Raw genomic sequence first — 16,590 nt, forward strand, 5'->3', positions numbered from 1 at the left:
CCATGAGTGTGCAGACCACCGACAACTCTTTGATCCCTGCCCTCGTGGCCCAGCAGGCGGCGAGCTCGCCGAACGCGACGGCTGTCGTCGACGGTGATCGTGAGCTCAGCTATGCCGAGCTGGACCAGCGGGCCGGCCGGCTCGCCCACCTCCTGCTGGAGGAAGGCGCCGGGCCGGAGACCGTGGTCGGTGTCGCGCTGGAGCGCGGCATCGACCTGGTGGTCGCACTGCTCGCGGTGTGGCGGACCGGGGCCGGCTTCGTGACCATCGACCCGTCGTATCCGGCCGCGAGGTTGCAGTGGCTGCTGAGCGACACCGGCGCCGAGCTGGTGCTCGCCGAGCACCAGCTCACCGAGGCGATCGAGAGCACCGGCGCACGAGTGATCGTGCCGTCCCGGCTGGTGACCGCGATCGCCGTCCGGCCGATCGAGCCGGCCCGGACGCCGGACCCGGACGGGCTCGCCTACGTGATGTACACGTCCGGTTCGACCGGTCAGCCCAAGGGCGTCGCGGTCACCCATGCCGGGATCGCGAACCGGGTCCGCTGGGCCGTCGACGCGCAGGCGCTGACCGAGAACGACCGGATCCTGCAGAAGACCCGGATCACCTTCGACGCCATGGTGTGGGAGTTCTTCGGACCTCTCGTCAGTGGCGGCACCGTCGTACTGGCGCCCGCGGGCTCCGAGAGCGACCCCAAGGCCTTGCTGGAGGCGGTAACCCGGCAGCGCATCACCGTGCTCCAGGTCGTCCCGTCCGTACTGCGGTTGCTGGTGGACGAGTCCGGCTGGGATGCGACCGGTTCGCTGCGACTCGTGTCCTGCGCGGGCGAACCGCTGCACGCCGAGCTGGCTCAGCGGTTGCTGAAGTGCACCGATGTCGAGCTGTGGAACACCTACGGACCGACCGAGTGCTCGATCGACGTGACGGCGTTCCGTTTCGACGCGGAGCAGAAGACGGGGGCCGGTGCCGATCGGCCGGCCGATCAAGGGCATGCGCGTGCTGGTCCTCGACCCGGTCACCGGTTCGCCGGCAGCGGTCGGTGCCGTCGGTGAGCTGTTCGCCGGTGGTGTGGGCGTGGCCCGTGGCTACCTGAACCGGCCCGACCTGACTGCCGAGCGGTTCGTGCCGGACCCGTACGGCAAGGACGGCTGGCGGCTGTACCGGACCGGCGACCTGGTCCGCTGGCGCGAGGACGGCAACCTCGAGTACGTCGGCCGCACCGACGACCAGGTCAAGATCAACGGAGTCAGGTTGGAGCCGGGCGAGATCGAGGCCGCGCTGACGGCTCACTCGAATGTCGCGGGAGCAGTAGTCACCGCGAAGGCCAAGGCGGACGGCAGCACTCAGCTGATCGCCTATGTGACGGCAGTCAGCACCGACGGGCTACGCAACCACCTGCTGGACCGCCTTCCCGAGACCCACGTACCGAGCGTGTTCGTTGCCGTCGACGAGTTCCCCCTGACGCCCAACGGCAAGGTGGACAAGCAGGCCCTGCCTGACCCGTTCAGCCGCGACGACCGCGAGTACATCGCGCCGCGGACGACCGCGGAACAGTTGGTCGCCGACGTCTGGCGGCAGTTGCTCGGCGTCGAGCAGATCAGCGTCCACGACAGCTTCTTCGAATTGGGCGGCACCTCGCTGACCCTGACCCGGTTGGCCAACCAGCTGCGCGCGACCGCGGGTGGCGAGATCCAGCTCCGCGGGTTGCTTCGGGCAACGACCGTCGAGGCCCAGGCGAAGCTCATCTCCGTCGTGATGGACGACGGCACCCAGCTCACCGCCGTACCGCGGACCGGCGCCCTGCCGCTGTCCGCGAGCCAGCGACGCCTGTGGTTCATGGAGCAGCTGGAGACGGGTAGCAGCGAGTGGGTCGCCCCGACCTTCCTCCGGGTCCCCTCGGACACTCCCTTCGCCGCCGTTCAGAAGGCCGTCGACGCATTGGTCGCCCGGCACGAGCCGCTGCGTACCCGCTATCACGTGGTCGATGGTGAACCCACGCAGGTGATCGACGCGCCGGTGCCAGTCGAGCTTCGCGTGCTGGACATCGAGGTCGACGAGTTGGCCGCCATCCTGACCGAGGAGTTCAGCACCGGCTTCGACCTGGTCAACGGCCCTGTACTGCGGGTGCTGCTGACCCGTTCGAGCCGCGAACACCTGCTCACGCTCGCGATTCACCACATCGCCACGGACGGCTGGTCAGCTTCTGTCCTTGCTCGCGACTTCGCTGCCCTGCTGGAAGGCAAGACGCTCGAGCCGCTGGAGTTCCAGTACGCCGACTACGCGGCCTGGCAGCAGCGGACCCTGACCGAAGAGGTCGTCGCCCAGGAGCTCGACCACTGGCGCACCGCGCTCGACGGGGTCGTCCCGCTCGACCTGCCGACCGACCACACCCGGCCGCTGACTCGCGACCCGCACGGCGCGATGGTGACCTTCACGATCCCCGCCGAACTGGCCACCGCGCTCGACGCGCTTGGCCGCAAGCACGGCTGTACTCCGTTCAGCACCCTGCTGACCGCGTACGCAGGAGTGCTCGCCCGGTTCAGCGGGACCTGGGACGTGACCGTCGGCGCACCGGTCGCCGGTCGTGACCTCGGTCAGCTGGAGGACCTGGTCGGCTTCTTCCTGAACACCGTCGTACTGCGCTGCAAGCTGACCGCCGACGTGTCGTTCGACGAGGCGCTCGACCTGGTCCGGGCCTCCTGCGAGGACGCATTCGCCCACTCGGGTCTGCCCTTCGACCGGCTGGTCGACGAGCTGGCCCCGGACCGCGACCTGTCCCGTACGCCGCTCTACCAGGCCGCCTTCGACTTCCACGGTGAAGGCTTCTCCGGTGCCGAGGGCGACGAGGCGGACCTGGCCACGATCGAGGCGGCCCTGCAGGTGGCCAAGACCGACCTGACGCTGAACATGCGCAAGCTCGCCGACGGTTCATTGCTAGGAGCAATGGAATACGCGACGGCCCTGTTCGACCGCGGCACCATCGAGCGGATCACCGCGGCCTTCCTGCAGTTGCTGGAAAGCTTCGCCGCGGCGCCGGCAACGGCACTCGGAGCGGTGGATCTCCTCTCGGCGGCCGACCGGCACCAGCTGATCGTCGGTTGGAACGAGACGACCATCGAGGTACCGGCTCTGACCGCCGCAGAGCGGTTCGAGGCACAGGCTGCCGAAACGCCGGACGCGATCGCGGTCTCGAGTGAGACCGGCGAAAAGTCGTACAAGTGTCTGGACAGGAACGCCAACCGGGTAGCGCATCACCTGGCAGCTCGTGGAGTCAAGCCGGGCGATGTCGTAGCCGTCCTGCTCGATCGTGGTCCGCTGTTGCTTGCCTCGATGCTGGGCGCATGGAAGGCGGGTGCGGCGTACCTGCCGATCGACCCGTCGACTCCGGACGACCGGATCGCTTACCTGCAAGAGGATGCGGCCGTCCACACCACCATCAGCCAGAGCCGGTACGCCGAGGTTGCCGGGAGCAACGTATTACTGGTCGACCAGGATGCCGACCTGATCGCCGCACGATCGAGCGAGCCGCTTGAGGTCGAGGCCGACCTGGATGCGGCGGCATACGTGATCTACACGTCCGGCTCGACCGGCAAGCCGAAGGGCGTCGAGGTTCCGCATCGCGGCCTGGTGAACCACCTGGACTGGGCGGCGCGGGAGCTGGCCGGTGCGGGCACGGGCGGAGCGCCGGTGTTCTCGTCGGTCGCCTTCGACCTGGGCGTGCCGAACCTCTGGGCACCGCTGCTGGCGGGACAGACCGTGCACATGATGCCGGCGGACCTCGACCTCGGCGACCTTGGCAAGGCGATGGCCGACCACGCGCCGTACAGCTTCGTGAAGCTGACCCCGTCGCACCTGGAGATCCTGTCCGCACAGCTGACCGCTGAGCAGGCACAAGGACTGGCCGAAGTACTGGTAGTAGCCGGGGAGCCGTTCACCCGCCGCGCGCTGGAGGCCTGGCGCGCACTGGCGCCGGACGTCCGGGTCATCAACGAATACGGACCCACCGAGGCCTCGGTCGGTACTTCGATCTACCCGGTGCCGGCGGACGACAAGTCCGACGTCCTGCCGATCGGGCTGCCGCTGCCGAACATGGCGATGTACGTCCTTGACGCCAACCAGCACTTGGTGCCGGTCGGAGTGGTGGGGGAGCTGTACGTCGGCGGCACCGGCGTCGCCAACGGCTACATCAACCGCCCCGAGCTGACCGCCGAGCGGTTCGTCAAGAGCCCGTACGGTCGTCTCTACCGCACCGGTGACGTGGTCCGGCGCCGGCCCGATGGGAACGTCGAGTTCCTCGGCCGGACCGACCACCAGGTGAAGATCCGCGGCTATCGGATCGAGCCGGAGGAGATCCAGATCGTCCTGGCCGGTCACGCCGGCGTCACCGACGCCCTGGTGATCGCCCGCGAGGACAAGCCCGGCGACCTGCGGCTCGTCGCGTACTACGTGGGCACGGCCGGCGAGGAAGACCTGGCCGCGCACGCGACCAAGTCGCTCCCGGACTACCTGGTCCCGGCCGCGTTCGTGGTGCTCGACAAGCTGCCGCTGAACGCCAACGGCAAGGTCGACCGCGCCGCACTGCCGGTCCCGGAGAACACTGCGGCCGGCGAGCTGGAACTGCCGGGCACCGTCGTCGAGGAGCGGATCGCCGAGATCTGGGCCGAACTGCTCGACCGCGAGGTCGGCATCCGGGAGAACTTCTTCCGTAGCGGCGGCAACTCGATCCTGGCGATCCGGCTGATCGCGAAGCTCCAGAACGCGTTCGAGATCGACCTGCCGGTCCGGGCCGTCTTCGAGGGCCCGACGGTCGCCGAGTTGGCAGCAGCCGTCGAGGACCGGATCCGGGCCGAGATCGAGGCACTTACCGACACCGAAGTAGCACTCGCATCCACCGTTGAGGAGAACTAGGCGATGAGCACCGCTGACGCCCGCGAAGAACTGCTCCGCCGCCGGCTGGCCGGCGCGCGGGGAGGCAACCGGTCCACGATCGCCCGTGCGGACCGGGACAAGCCACTGCCGTTGTCCTTCGGCCAGCAGCAGATGTGGTTCCTGAACCGGCTCGACACCGACAGCTCGGAGTACCTGCTGCCGGCGGCCCTACGGATGCGTGGGCCGCTCGACCTGGACGCCCTGCGCCGGGCATGGTCGGAGCTGCTGGCCAGGCACGAGATTCTCCGCACCCGGTACGAACTGCGCGATGGCGAGCCGGTCCAGGTCGTCGACGTTACCGGCGGGAGCGAACTCGGCCTGGTGGACGTCAGTGATGTACCGGCCGCCGAACGCGAGGCCAGGCTGACCGATCTGGTCACGCTGGAGACCTCGGCGGGCTTCGACCTCGAACGGGAGTGGCCGGCCCGCGCGACTCTGTTGCGTGCGGCAACCGACGATCACCTGCTGGTCGTGGTGTTGCACCACATCGCCGGTGACGCCTGGTCGACCGAGCAGCTGTCGGCCGAGTTGAGCGAGCTGTACGGCGCTCACGCAGCCGGCATCACGCCGTCTCTCGACGAGCTGCCGCTGCAGTACGCCGACTTCGCCTCCTGGCAGCGGTCACAGGATCTGACCAAGGAGATCGGCTGGTGGCGTGAGCAGCTGGCCGGTATCCGACCGGTGGACCTGCCTTCGGACCGGCCGCGTCCGGCGGTCCGGAGCAAGGCCGGTGCCGACCTTCCCTTCGCCCTGCCGGACGGCCTGGCCGGGAAGGTGCGCGAGCTGGCCAGGAAGCACGACACCACGCCGTTCGTGGTCATGCTGACGGCGTACCAGCTGATGTTGTCTCGCTACACCGGCGAGCAGGACGTTGCCGTCGGCACCGTTGTTTCCGGCCGCACCCGGCCCGAGCTGCAGCAGATGATCGGCTACGGCATCAACACGCTGGTGATCCGCAACCAGTGGTCGGGCGACCCGACCTTTGACGCGCTGGTCAAGGAAACGCGGGCTCGCGTGCTCGACGCCCACGACCATCAGACCGTGCCGTTCGCCAAGCTGGTGGACGACTTGCGGCCCGAGCGGGACATGTCCCGGCCGCCGCTGTTCCAGGTCGCCTTCATCGTGCGGCAGGCGCAGCCCGACGCGTTCACGCTGGGCGAGGTGGTGGTCGAGCCGGTTCAGAGCGACTTCACCGTGGCGAAGTTCGACCTCAACCTGAAGCTCACCGAGACGACCGACGGTGCGCTGGACGGCGTACTGACCTATGCGACCGCGCTGTTCGACCAGTCGACCGTGCAGCGGATGGCCGGTCACTTCGTCCGGCTGCTGGCCGCTTCGGTCGAAGCACCGCAGACCCGGCTGTCTGCACTGGAGATGTTCGGCGCAGACGAGTTCGACCAGCTGACCATCGGCTTCGCGAGCAGTGGCGGCGAGCTGGAGATCACCGAGCCGGTGTACCTCCAGGTGGCTCGCCAGGCTGCCGGCGAACTCGCAGTCGTCGACGGCGAGTCCCGGTTGTCGTACGGCGAGTTGAACGGCCGCGCCAACCGGTTGGCCCGGTTCCTGGTCGACGAGGGCGTCGGACCCGAGTCGCGGGTCGCTGTCGCGATGCCGCGGTCCGCCGACCTGATCGTTGCCGTACTCGCCGTTCTCAAGGCCGGCGGCGCTTATGTTCCGATCGATCCGGACTACCCGGCCGACCGGAACAGCTACATCCTCGAGGACTCCGACCCGGAGCTGATCCTGGTCTCGGGCGCTTCGACTTCGGGGCTGCCGGCAACTTCCGTACCGACCGTGGCCGTCGACTACCAGGCCCGCTTCGCCGGCTTCTCCACCGAGGATCTCGGCATCACGGCCGGCCCCGACAACCCGGCTTACCTGATCTACACCTCCGGCTCGACCGGGCGGCCGAAAGGCGTAGTGATCGAGAACCGGCAGCTGTCGGGCTACCTCGCCTGGTGCGCCCGCGAGTACGACGGTCTGGCCGGCTCCTCGCTGCTTCACTCGTCGGTCTCGTTCGACCTGACGGTGAACGCATTGTGGGGCCCGCTGGTGCTCGGCGGGCACGTTGTCATCGGCTCCCTGGACGGCAGCGCGCCCGCCCCTGCAGTGGCACCCACGTTCGTCAAGGTGACCCCCAGCCACCTGCCGTTCCTGGTCGAACTGCCGGCCGGGTTCTCCCCGACGGTCGACCTGATGACCGGTGGTGAGGCGCTGACCGGCGAGTCGGTCGACGCGTGGCGGGCCAAGTTCCCCGGCGTCACGGTGATCAACGAGTACGGGCCGACCGAGACGACCGTCGGCTGTACCGCGCTGCGGATCGAGCCGGACGACGAGCTGCCCGCGGGCGGACTGGCGATCGGCAAGCCGATGCCGAACTCGCGCATCTACGTGCTCGACGCGTTCCTGCGGCCGGCCCCGGTCGGCGTCGTCGGCGAGGTCTACGTCGCCGGTGACTGCGTCGCTCGCGGCTACCTGAACCGTCCCGATCTGACCGCGGAGAAGTTCGTCGCTTGCCCGTGGGGTGCTCCCGGTGAGCGGATGTACCGCACCGGCGACCTGGCGGCCTGGGACCTCGACGGCACGCTGACCTGCCCGAGCCGGGTGGACAACCAGGTCAAGATCCACGGCTACCGCATCGAGCTCGGCGAGATCGAGACGACGCTGCAGCGGCATACCGGGATCAGTCAGGCGATCGTGATCGCTCGCGACGGGCTGGCCGGCGACAAGCGGCTGGTCGCGTACGTCGTACCGGCGGCCGGTGTGGAGCTGAACCAGGCCGGGTTGCGTGGGCACGTGCAGGAGTGGCTGCCGGAGTACATGGTGCCGTCGGCGTTCGTCGTCCTGGACGCGATCCCGCTGACCGAGAACGGAAAGTCCGACCTTCGCGCGCTGCCGGCTCCGGGTGCTCCCGAGCAGACCTCGGCGCAGACGGTCGTTGCCCGGACCACGACCGAGGAGCAGTTGGCCGCGGTCTGGGGCAAGGTGCTCGGCCTGACCGAGGTCGATGTCCACACCAGCTTCTTCGAGCTCGGCGGCGACTCGCTCAGCGCGGTCGCGGTGGTCGGCGCACTGCGCGAGACCGGCGTGGACGTGGCGGTCTGGGACGTCTTCGAGTACCGCACCGTCGCGGCGCTGGCGGAGAAGCTGACCGGCCGGGCAGCGAAGGGGGAGACGTTCGTCGCTCCCTTCGCGCTGATCCCGGCCGACGACCGCGAACAGCTGCCGGAGGGGGTGACCGATGCCTATCCGTTGTCTCAAGCGCAGACCGGCATGGTGGCGGAGATGCTGGCTGGAGAAGACGAGGCGCACTACCACAACACGACCTCGCACCGGATCCTCGACGATCAGCCACTCGCGCCCGCCGCGCTGCAGCGAGCGGCCGACGTACTGGTCGAACGACACGCGAACCTGCGCACGTCGATCGATCTAGGCACCTACTCACGACCGCTGCAGCTGATTCACGCCACCGCCGCGATGCCGATCGGGATCACCGACCTCGGTGCCGTGACGGCCGAGCAGCGGGACGAAGCGCTGCGGGCGTTCCGTGCCGCGGAGCGCTCCAACCCCTTCGACCTCACATCGCCCGCCCTGCTGCGCTTCCACGTGCACACGACGGCGGAGACCGACGGCTGGTGGCTGACCAGCACCGAGTGCCACGCGGTTTCCGAGGGGTGGAGCTACCACTCGCTGCTGATGGAGCTCGTGACCACCTACCGCGCGATCCGCGACGGCGTCGAACTGGAGCCGGTCGAGACGCCGAAGGTCCGGTACGCCGACTTCATCGCCGGCGAACTCGCCGCCGTCGCCTCCGAAGAGGACAAGGCCTACTGGCTGAACGTTGCCACCGGCTACACCCCGGTCGAGTTGCCCGCGGGCTGGGGCGAGCAGGGAGAGGCCCACGTCCTGTACGCCGGTGCGCGCAGCATGGATCTGGAGGACGGTCTCCGGGCGCTGGCCGCAAAGGCCGACGCGTCTCTCAAGAGCGTGATGCTTGCCGCGCACATCAAGGTGATGAGCCTGCTGAGCGCCGAGACCAGCTTCACTACCGGACTGGTCTGCGACGCCCGGCCCGAGGCCGCCGGCGCCGACCGCGTGCACGGGATGTACCTGAACACGTTGCCGTTCCCGGTCGAGCGTGGCGCCCGGACCTGGCTCGAGCTGGTCGAGCAGACCTTCGCGCGTGAGCTGGAGCTCTGGCCGCACCGCCGCTACCCGATGCCGCAGATCCAGCGCGACGCCGGCCAGCGGCTGATCAACGTGTTCTTCAACTACCAGGACTTCCGTCAGCTCGACGACAACCTGGTCGACCCGTACGCCGGTGAGACCTACGAGTCGATGGACGACATGCCTGTCGTCGCCTCGCGCCGGACCAGCCTGCAGAACGAGAGCATCACCGAGGTCCCGCTGACGGTCTCGTCCCGTGGCGGCTACATCATCCTGACCGCCGACTCCCGCGTCATCAGCCGGGAGAACGCCGAGCGGCTGGCCGGCATCTACCGGTCGGTGCTCGAAGCGATGGCCGCCGATCCCGATGGCGACGCGCGTCTCGGTCACCTGCCGGCCGGTGAGGCTGCCCAGGTGTTGAAGGAGTTTGCCGAGGGGCCGGACGGCGACCCGGAGCCGCCGATCCTGCTCGACCTGATCGAGCAGTCGGTGCTGCAGAACCCGCACAAGACCGCGCTGCTCGCGCCCCGGCTCGAGCTGACGTATGCCGAACTGGACGAGCAGGCGAACAAGCTGGCCCGGTTGCTGATCACTCGTGGCGTCGGCCCGGAGTCGCGGGTCGCCGTGGCGCTGCCGCGGTCGCCTGAGCTGATCGTCGCGCTGCTCGCGGTGATCAAGGCCGGTGGCGTCTACGTGCCGATCGACCCGGAGAACCCGGCCGATCGGGTGGAGTACGTCCTCGCCGACTCGACGCCGCTCCTGCTGCTCACGGCCGACAACTTGCTCGACCGGCTGCCCGTCGGCGACGTACCGGTGCTGCTGACCGACGCAGCGTCGTACGCCGATCAGTCGGGTGAGCCCGTCACGAATGCGGACCGGCTGCAGCCGCTGCGGCGGGAGAACGCGATCTACGTGATCTACACGTCCGGCTCGACGGGCAAGCCGAAGGGTGCCGTCCTCGAACACCGCCAGGTCGCGAACTACCTGGCCTGGGTGGCTCAGGACTGCGCCGCACTCGGCGAGTCGTCGCTGCTGCACTCGTCGGCTTCGTTCGACCTGACGGTCAACGCCCTCTGGGGGCCGCTGATTCTCGGTGGCACCGTGATCGTCGGGGTGCTGGACGGGACCGAGGAAGAGCCGATGGCCAAGCCGGCCTTCGTCAAGGTGACCCCGAGTCACCTGCCGATGCTGGCCGAGCTGTCCCAGGACTGGTCGCCCGCTTGGCATTTGATGACCGGCGGAGAACCCCTGCTCGGTGAGGTCGTGCAGACCTGGCGGGCGGCCAACCCCAGAGGTGTCGTGACCAACGAATACGGCCCGACCGAGACCACGGTCGCCTGTACGGCGATCACCTTCGCGCCGGGCGATCCGCTGGCCGACGGCCCGGTCGGCATCGGCCGGCCGATGCCGAATATCCGGATCTACGTGCTGGACGCCAATCTGCAGCCCACGCCGATCGGCGTGACAGGCGAGATCTACATCGCCGGACCGCAGGTCGCTCGTGGCTACCTGAACCGCCCGGACCTGTCGGCGGCCAAGTTCGTCGCCTGCCCGTGGGGCGCGCCAGGGGAGCGGATGTACCGCTCGGGTGACCTCGCGGCCTGGAACGCGGACGGGACGCTGAGCTGCCCGACCCGGGTGGACGACCAAGTCAAGATCCACGGTTACCGGATCGAGCTCGGCGAGGTCGAGACGACGATCCTGCGGCACCCGGCGGTCGGGCATGCGACGGTGATCGCCCGTGAGGACCGGCCCGGCGACAAGAAGCTGGTCGCGTACGTCGTACCGGCGGGGCCGCCGCCTCCCGCCTTCCTTCCCTCATCTTCGCCACGCACTGGACTAGCGGAGCTGCGTCCTTTGGATCTCGATGAGTTGCGGGACGTCGTGGCCGGCTGGGTGCCGGAGTACATGGTTCCTGCCGCCTTTGTGCAGTTGCCTTCGCTGCCGCTCACCGCGAGTGGGAAGCTCAACCGGGCCGCCTTGCCGGCGCCTACGTTCACGGTCGAGACGACCGAGTTCGTGGCACCGCGGACCGCGGCTGAGCAGCAGGTGGCGGCAGTCTGGCGCAAGGCACTCGGGATCGACCGGGTCGGTGCGTACGACAGCTTCTTCGACCTCGGTGGCGACTCGATCAGCGCCGTCTCCGTCGTCGGTGGACTTCGCCGCGCCGGGCTCGACGCCGGCGTACGGGATGTCTTCGAGCTGCGCACTGTGGCAGCCCTGGCTGAAAAGATCACCGGTCGGCCTGCTGTCGTGGCCGAGGCCGCGGTCGAGCCGTTCGCGCTGATCGACTTGGCGGATCGGGCGCTGGTGCCGGCGGGGGTCGTGGATGCGTACCCGCTCTCCGAGGCGCAGACGGGGATGATGGTCGAACTGCTGTCGAGCGAGACGCCGCGGAACTACCACAACGTTGTCTCGACGCGGCTGACCGACGAGAAGCCCTTGTCTGTCGAGGCTTTGCGGCAGGCGGCTGCTCTGCTGCTGGAGCGTCACGAAGTACTGCGGACCGGCGTCGACCTGGAGAACTTTTCCGTCCCGATGCAACTGGTGCACGCCACGGCGGAGCTTCCGCTGCACGTGGAGGACCTCACCGGTCTTTCCTCGGCCGCACAGGCAGAAGCCATCGCATCCTTCAAGGCTCGTGAGCAGGCGACGCACTTCCAGCACGAAGCGCCGCCGCTGCTGCGGCTGGCTGTGCACAAGATCGACGAGCACAGCTGGGAGGCGACCGTCACCCAGAACCACGTGATCCTGGAGGGCTGGAGCCACCACGGCCTGGTGATGGAGCTGCTCGACTACTACCTGCGCTTCCGCGACGGGGTCTCACAGGAGGCATACGAGGCTCCGCCGGTCCGGTTCGCCGATGCGATCGCAGGCGAGCTCAAGGCGCTACGCTCCGACGAGGACCGCGCGTACTGGTCGAAGGTGGCCGCGCTGCAGAAGTTCTCCATCCCGGCGGGCTGGGCCGGTGACACGTCGGCCGAGCGTACGGCGTACCGGATCGAGGTCTCGTACGCCGACCTGGAGCAGAAGCTGCGCGCGGTCGCGTCGGAGGCGCAGACGTCGCTGAAGAGCGTCTTCTTCGCTGCCCACCTGGCAGTGCTCAGCTCACTGACGGACAGCCGCGAGTTCCACAGCGGCCTGACCTGCCACATCCGGCCGGCCATCGAAGGTGCCGAGCGGGTCTACGGCATGCACCTCAACATGCTGCCGGTGCCTCATCGCCGCGAGGCGGGAAGTTGGCGGGAGCTGGTTGCCCGGACCTTTGCGGCCGAGTCGGACCTGTGGCCGTACCGGTTCTTCCCGATGCCTGTCATCCAGCGGGACCTGAGCAAGCAGCGGCGACTGCTGGACGTGTTCTTCAGCTACCAGGACTACTCGTCGGTGGCGGCGAAGGCCGCTGGGACCGGGATCGAAGGACTGGACGCGAGCGTTGCCAGTGGGACGACCGAGTTCCCGCTGTCGGTGGCGACCGGGCCGGGGTACCTGGCCGTTCGCTCCAACACCCACGCACTCGACCGGGTGGCGGCCGACAAGCTCGCCGCGATGTACCGGAAGGCGCTCGAGGCGATCGTCGAAGCACCTGATGCTCGCTGGGACACCTACGAGTTGCTGCCAACCGCTGACCGTGCCGGGCTGACGGCCGCACCTGTGGAGAAGGCTGAGGCAGGTCCGGCGTTCGTGCCGCCGCGGACGGAGACGGAGCGGATCCTCGCGAAGATCTGGGCGAAGCTGCTCGACATCCCGCGGGTGGGTGCGTTCGACCACTTCTTCGACCTGGGCGGCTACTCGATGCTGCTGGTGAAGACGGTCTCGAAGGCCAAAGCGAAGGGGCTGCCGCTGTCCCTGTTCATGTACTACGACAGTGACCGGCTCGACCACCTCGCACTGGCCGTCGACGCCGCCATCGCCGCCGAGCGCGGCACCGCGCCTGCCAGTTGGTACGGCGTCGGTGTCGACATGTTGCCTCAGGCAATGGAAGAGCTGAAGGTGCCTGGTGCGACGGTCGCGGTGATGGAAGGCGGCGAACTGGTCGCGGTCAGGGCGTTCGGCACGGTGTTCGAAGGTGGCGAGGCGGTGACGGGGGAGACGCTGTTCACGGTGGCGTCTGTCAGCAAGCTGGTCTCCTCGGTCGGTGCGCTCAAGTTGGTCGACGACGGTGTGCTGGATCTCGACGAGGACATTCACACCTACCTGACCAGCTGGGAGGTGCCTGGTCGTCCGCGGGTCAGCTTGCGGCAATTGCTCGGGCACCGGTCCGGATTCACTGCGTCGCCTGGTGGCGGGGTTGCTCCCTCTGAAGAGGCGCCGACGCTGCTCGACGTACTGAACGGGAAGGCGCCTGCGACGAACGATCCGATCCGGTGCGAGCACCAGCCGGGGGAGAAGTTCGTCAAGGCCGGTGCCAACTTCGTCGTACTGCAGCAGGTGATCGAGGACGTCACCGGAGAGTCCTTCGAGACGGTCATGCGCCGGCTCGTACTGGACCCGCTCGGGATGGCGGGATCGAGCTACGACCCGTCGTTCCCTGTTGTCTCCGGACGGACTGTTGCCCTCGGCCACCTTGCCGAAGGGGAGCCGCTCGAGGGTGGCTGGCGGGTGCGGGCGGATGCCGCCTCGGGCGGTCTTTGGACCACGGCCGGTGACATCGCCACGCTGACTCTGGAGATCCGCCGGTCCTACCTCGGCCGGCCGCGGGCGCTGCTCTCGCAGGCGATCGCGCGGCAGATGCTGACCCCGTCCGGGGACGGCTCGTTCGGTCTCGGCGCTACCGCGGAACTGAACGGCGACGACGTGCAGTTCGGCCACGGCGGCGAACCGCGCGGGTACTACGGCGGCACCATCTGCCGCACCGGTCCCGGCCACGGCTTCGTCCTGCTGGCCAACGGCACCGCCGGCAAGAACCTCGCCCAGGGGCTGGCCAGCCGGCTCGCCTCTTCCTAATCGGCACGGCCCCTAGGGAGTATTGAAATGCATAAAGACAAAGGGAAAGACAAAGGGAAGGCGGGGGTAGGGGTGCGACACCTGATCTCGACTGACGACCTGACCGACGACGAACTGCGGTACGTGGTGGACCGCGGCGACGACTTCTCATCCGGCCGGGCCACGCTGGACCTGCCGCTGGCCGGTCAGATCGCCGGGATCTACTTCCGCAAGACCTCGACCCGGACGCGTACGGCCTTCTCGGCCGGCGCGCTCCGGCTCGGCGCGCAGATCGTTGCCTACGGCCCCGATGACCTGCAGCTGAACACCGGCGAGACGAGCGAGGACACCGGCGCGGTGTTCTCCCGGATGCTCGACGTCCTGGTCGCCCGGACCGCCGGCGACCCGGCCGAGATGCGGGCCTGGGCCTCCCAGGACCGGATGTCGGTGATCAACGCGATGAGCTCGGCCGAGCACCCGACGCAAGCGGTGACCGACCTGGTCACCTTGCAGCGCCGCTTCGGCAAGATCGAGGGACTGCGAGTCCTGTACGTCGGGGAGGGCAACAACTCGGCTGCTTCGATCGCGCTCGCCGCCACCCGCTACCCCGGCGTACACCTCGAACTCCGAACGCCGGCCGGCTACGGCCTCGACCCGGAGATCGCGGCCCGCTCGACCGCCCACGCCGAACGCTGCGGCTCGACCCTGATCGAACGCCACGACATGAACGACCTGCCGGACAGTCTGGACGCGATCTACACCACCCGCTGGCAGACCACCGGCACCACCAAGCCGGACGCGAACTGGCGCGACATCTTCGACCCGTTCCAGGTGAACGCCGCCCTGTGGGACCAGAACCCGCAGGCGATCTTCCTCCACGACCTCCCGGCCCACCGCGGCGAAGAGGTCACCGCCGAAATCCTCGACGGCCCGATGAGCATCGCCTTCGACCAAGCAGAAAACAAAATGCACGCCGCCATGGCAGTCCTCGACTGGTGCCGCCGCGGGACAGTGGAATGACCACCCCGGCCGACCAACACCCCCCACTCCCACCCCCGGGCCCCCTCCCAACCTCCAGCGCCCCCACTTCCAGCACTCCCACTTCCAGCACCCCAACCCCCAGCACCACCACCATCACCCCAACGGTCACCTCTGCCTTCCCTACCACCACCACCACCACCACCGAAGGTGGGGGTGGGGAGCCCTTGGCTCTGTGGAAAAACAAAGACTTTGGGTTGCTTTGGTCCGGTGCGGCGTTCTCGATTCTGGGGATGCGGGTCAGCTCGATCGCCTGGCCGTTGCTGGTGATCTTCGACGGGGGATCGCCGGAGCGGGCCGGCCTGGTTGGCTTCGCCGCGTTGCTCCCGCAGTTGGTCATCCAGTTGCCGGCCGGTGTGGTGGTCGACCGCTGGGATCGCAAAAAGGTGATGATCGCCTGCGACGTGATCGGTATGGTCGCCATCGGCAGTGTGCTGGCCGCGCTGTTCATGGGCGGCCTGTCCCTGCCACACCTCCTGATCGCCGCCTTCTTGGAGGGCAGCGCGGCGATCGGCTATCAGCTGAGCGAGCGCGCCGCAGTACGAGCTGTCGTGCACCCGGAACAGTTGCCTACAGCCCTCTCCCAGAACGAAGCGCGGAGCAAGGGCGCTGGTTTGCTGGGGCAGCCGATCTCGACCGGCCTGCTGTCGCTCGCGCTATGGATGCCCTTCATCATCACGGTGCTCGGTCACCTCTTCTCGCTGCTGACCCTGCTAGCCATCCGTACGCCGTTCCAGAAGGAGCGTCGCAAAGCCCCGCGAAGCGTGCCGACCGAACTTGCCGAAGGCCTCCGCTGGATGCACGGCCAGAAGCTGCTCCGCAGTGCCTTGGTACTGATCTCGGTCACGAACATCATCACCCAGGTACTGAGCCTCTCGATGGTGCTGATCATCCGCGAGAGCGGCCGCTCCGTGGCGACGATCGGCGTGATCGGAGTCGCCAGCGGCATCGGCGGACTGCTAGGCGCCCTGTGTGCCTCATGGTTCATGTCCCGCCTGTCAATGAGCACCCTGTTCGTCGGCACCCTTCTGCTGCGCTTCCTGATGATCCCGACGATCGCCTTCACGGACAGCCCGCTCGTACTCGGTGCGCTGTTCGCCGCGATGAGCTGGGCAGGTGGCCTGATGAACGTGGTCGGCGGCGTCTACCAGGTCCAGATCACCCCAGAAGAGATGCAGGGCCGAGCAGGCAGCGTCAGCTCCCTGGTCACCTCCGGCGCGAACTCCCTAGGCCCCCTGACAGCCGGCCTCCTCCTAGGCGCTGTCGGTACTACGCCAACGGTCCTCTCCGCTGCCGTAGTAATGGCCGTCCTCGCCGGCGCCGCCGCAGTAGCCGCCTACCGTTTCCGCCCAACCCCCGAACCGGCCACCAACCATGCACTCCCAGTGCAGGTCTGACGCCGGCCTGGTCACCAGCTGCCCTTACGTCCGAAGAAGTGGAGCACACGTCCCCTTCACTTCTTCGGACGTAAGCGTCTCGCGGGGGGATGTGGCGGGCCGCCCGCCGTCGATGACCCACCCCCCACCCATCGTG

At 68.4% G+C, this 16,590-nt stretch carries 5 protein-coding genes; all 5 read left to right on the forward strand.

Features of this window, described 5'->3' with window-relative positions; all coding sequences use genetic code 11:
• Positions 1 to 2 precede the first annotated feature (2 nt).
• Entirely contained in the window at positions 3 to 1,052 is a 1,050-nt protein-coding gene (locus tag F1D05_RS42310; RefSeq protein ID WP_206685902.1) for an AMP-binding protein, read from the forward strand.
• Positions 964 to 4,908 carry a non-ribosomal peptide synthetase gene (locus F1D05_RS31020; protein WP_206685903.1) on the forward strand — a complete coding sequence of 1,315 codons (3,945 nt, stop codon included), beginning with the start codon at positions 964 to 966 and terminating at the stop codon, positions 4,906 to 4,908. Before F1D05_RS42310 ends, F1D05_RS31020 begins: the two co-directional genes overlap by 89 nt.
• Before the next feature lie 3 nt (positions 4,909 to 4,911).
• Positions 4,912 to 14,040, forward strand: coding sequence for a non-ribosomal peptide synthetase (locus F1D05_RS31025; RefSeq protein ID WP_185443931.1), 9,129 nt, complete (start codon positions 4,912 to 4,914; stop codon positions 14,038 to 14,040).
• Positions 14,041 to 14,112: 72 nt separating this feature from the next.
• A complete protein-coding gene (locus F1D05_RS31030; RefSeq protein WP_246486110.1) occupies positions 14,113 to 15,039 on the forward strand; it encodes an ornithine carbamoyltransferase in 927 nt (308 codons plus the stop codon).
• Between the two features lie 185 nt (positions 15,040 to 15,224).
• Positions 15,225 to 16,454, forward strand: coding sequence for an MFS transporter (locus F1D05_RS31035; RefSeq protein WP_185443933.1), 1,230 nt, complete (start codon positions 15,225 to 15,227; stop codon positions 16,452 to 16,454).
• Positions 16,455 to 16,590: the final 136 nt, after the last annotated feature.

It is taken from the genome of Kribbella qitaiheensis, from assembly GCF_014217565.1.
GTDB classification, from domain to species: Bacteria; Actinomycetota; Actinomycetes; order Propionibacteriales; family Kribbellaceae; genus Kribbella; species Kribbella qitaiheensis_A.

Coding starts and splice junctions, on each gene's coding strand:
- F1D05_RS31025 (WP_185443931.1), top strand. CDS start 4,912: ATGAGCACCGCTGACGCCCGCGAAGAACTGCTCCGCCGCCGGCTGGCC.
- F1D05_RS42310 (WP_206685902.1), top strand. CDS start 3: ATGAGTGTGCAGACCACCGACAACTCTTTGATCCCTGCCCTCGTGGCC.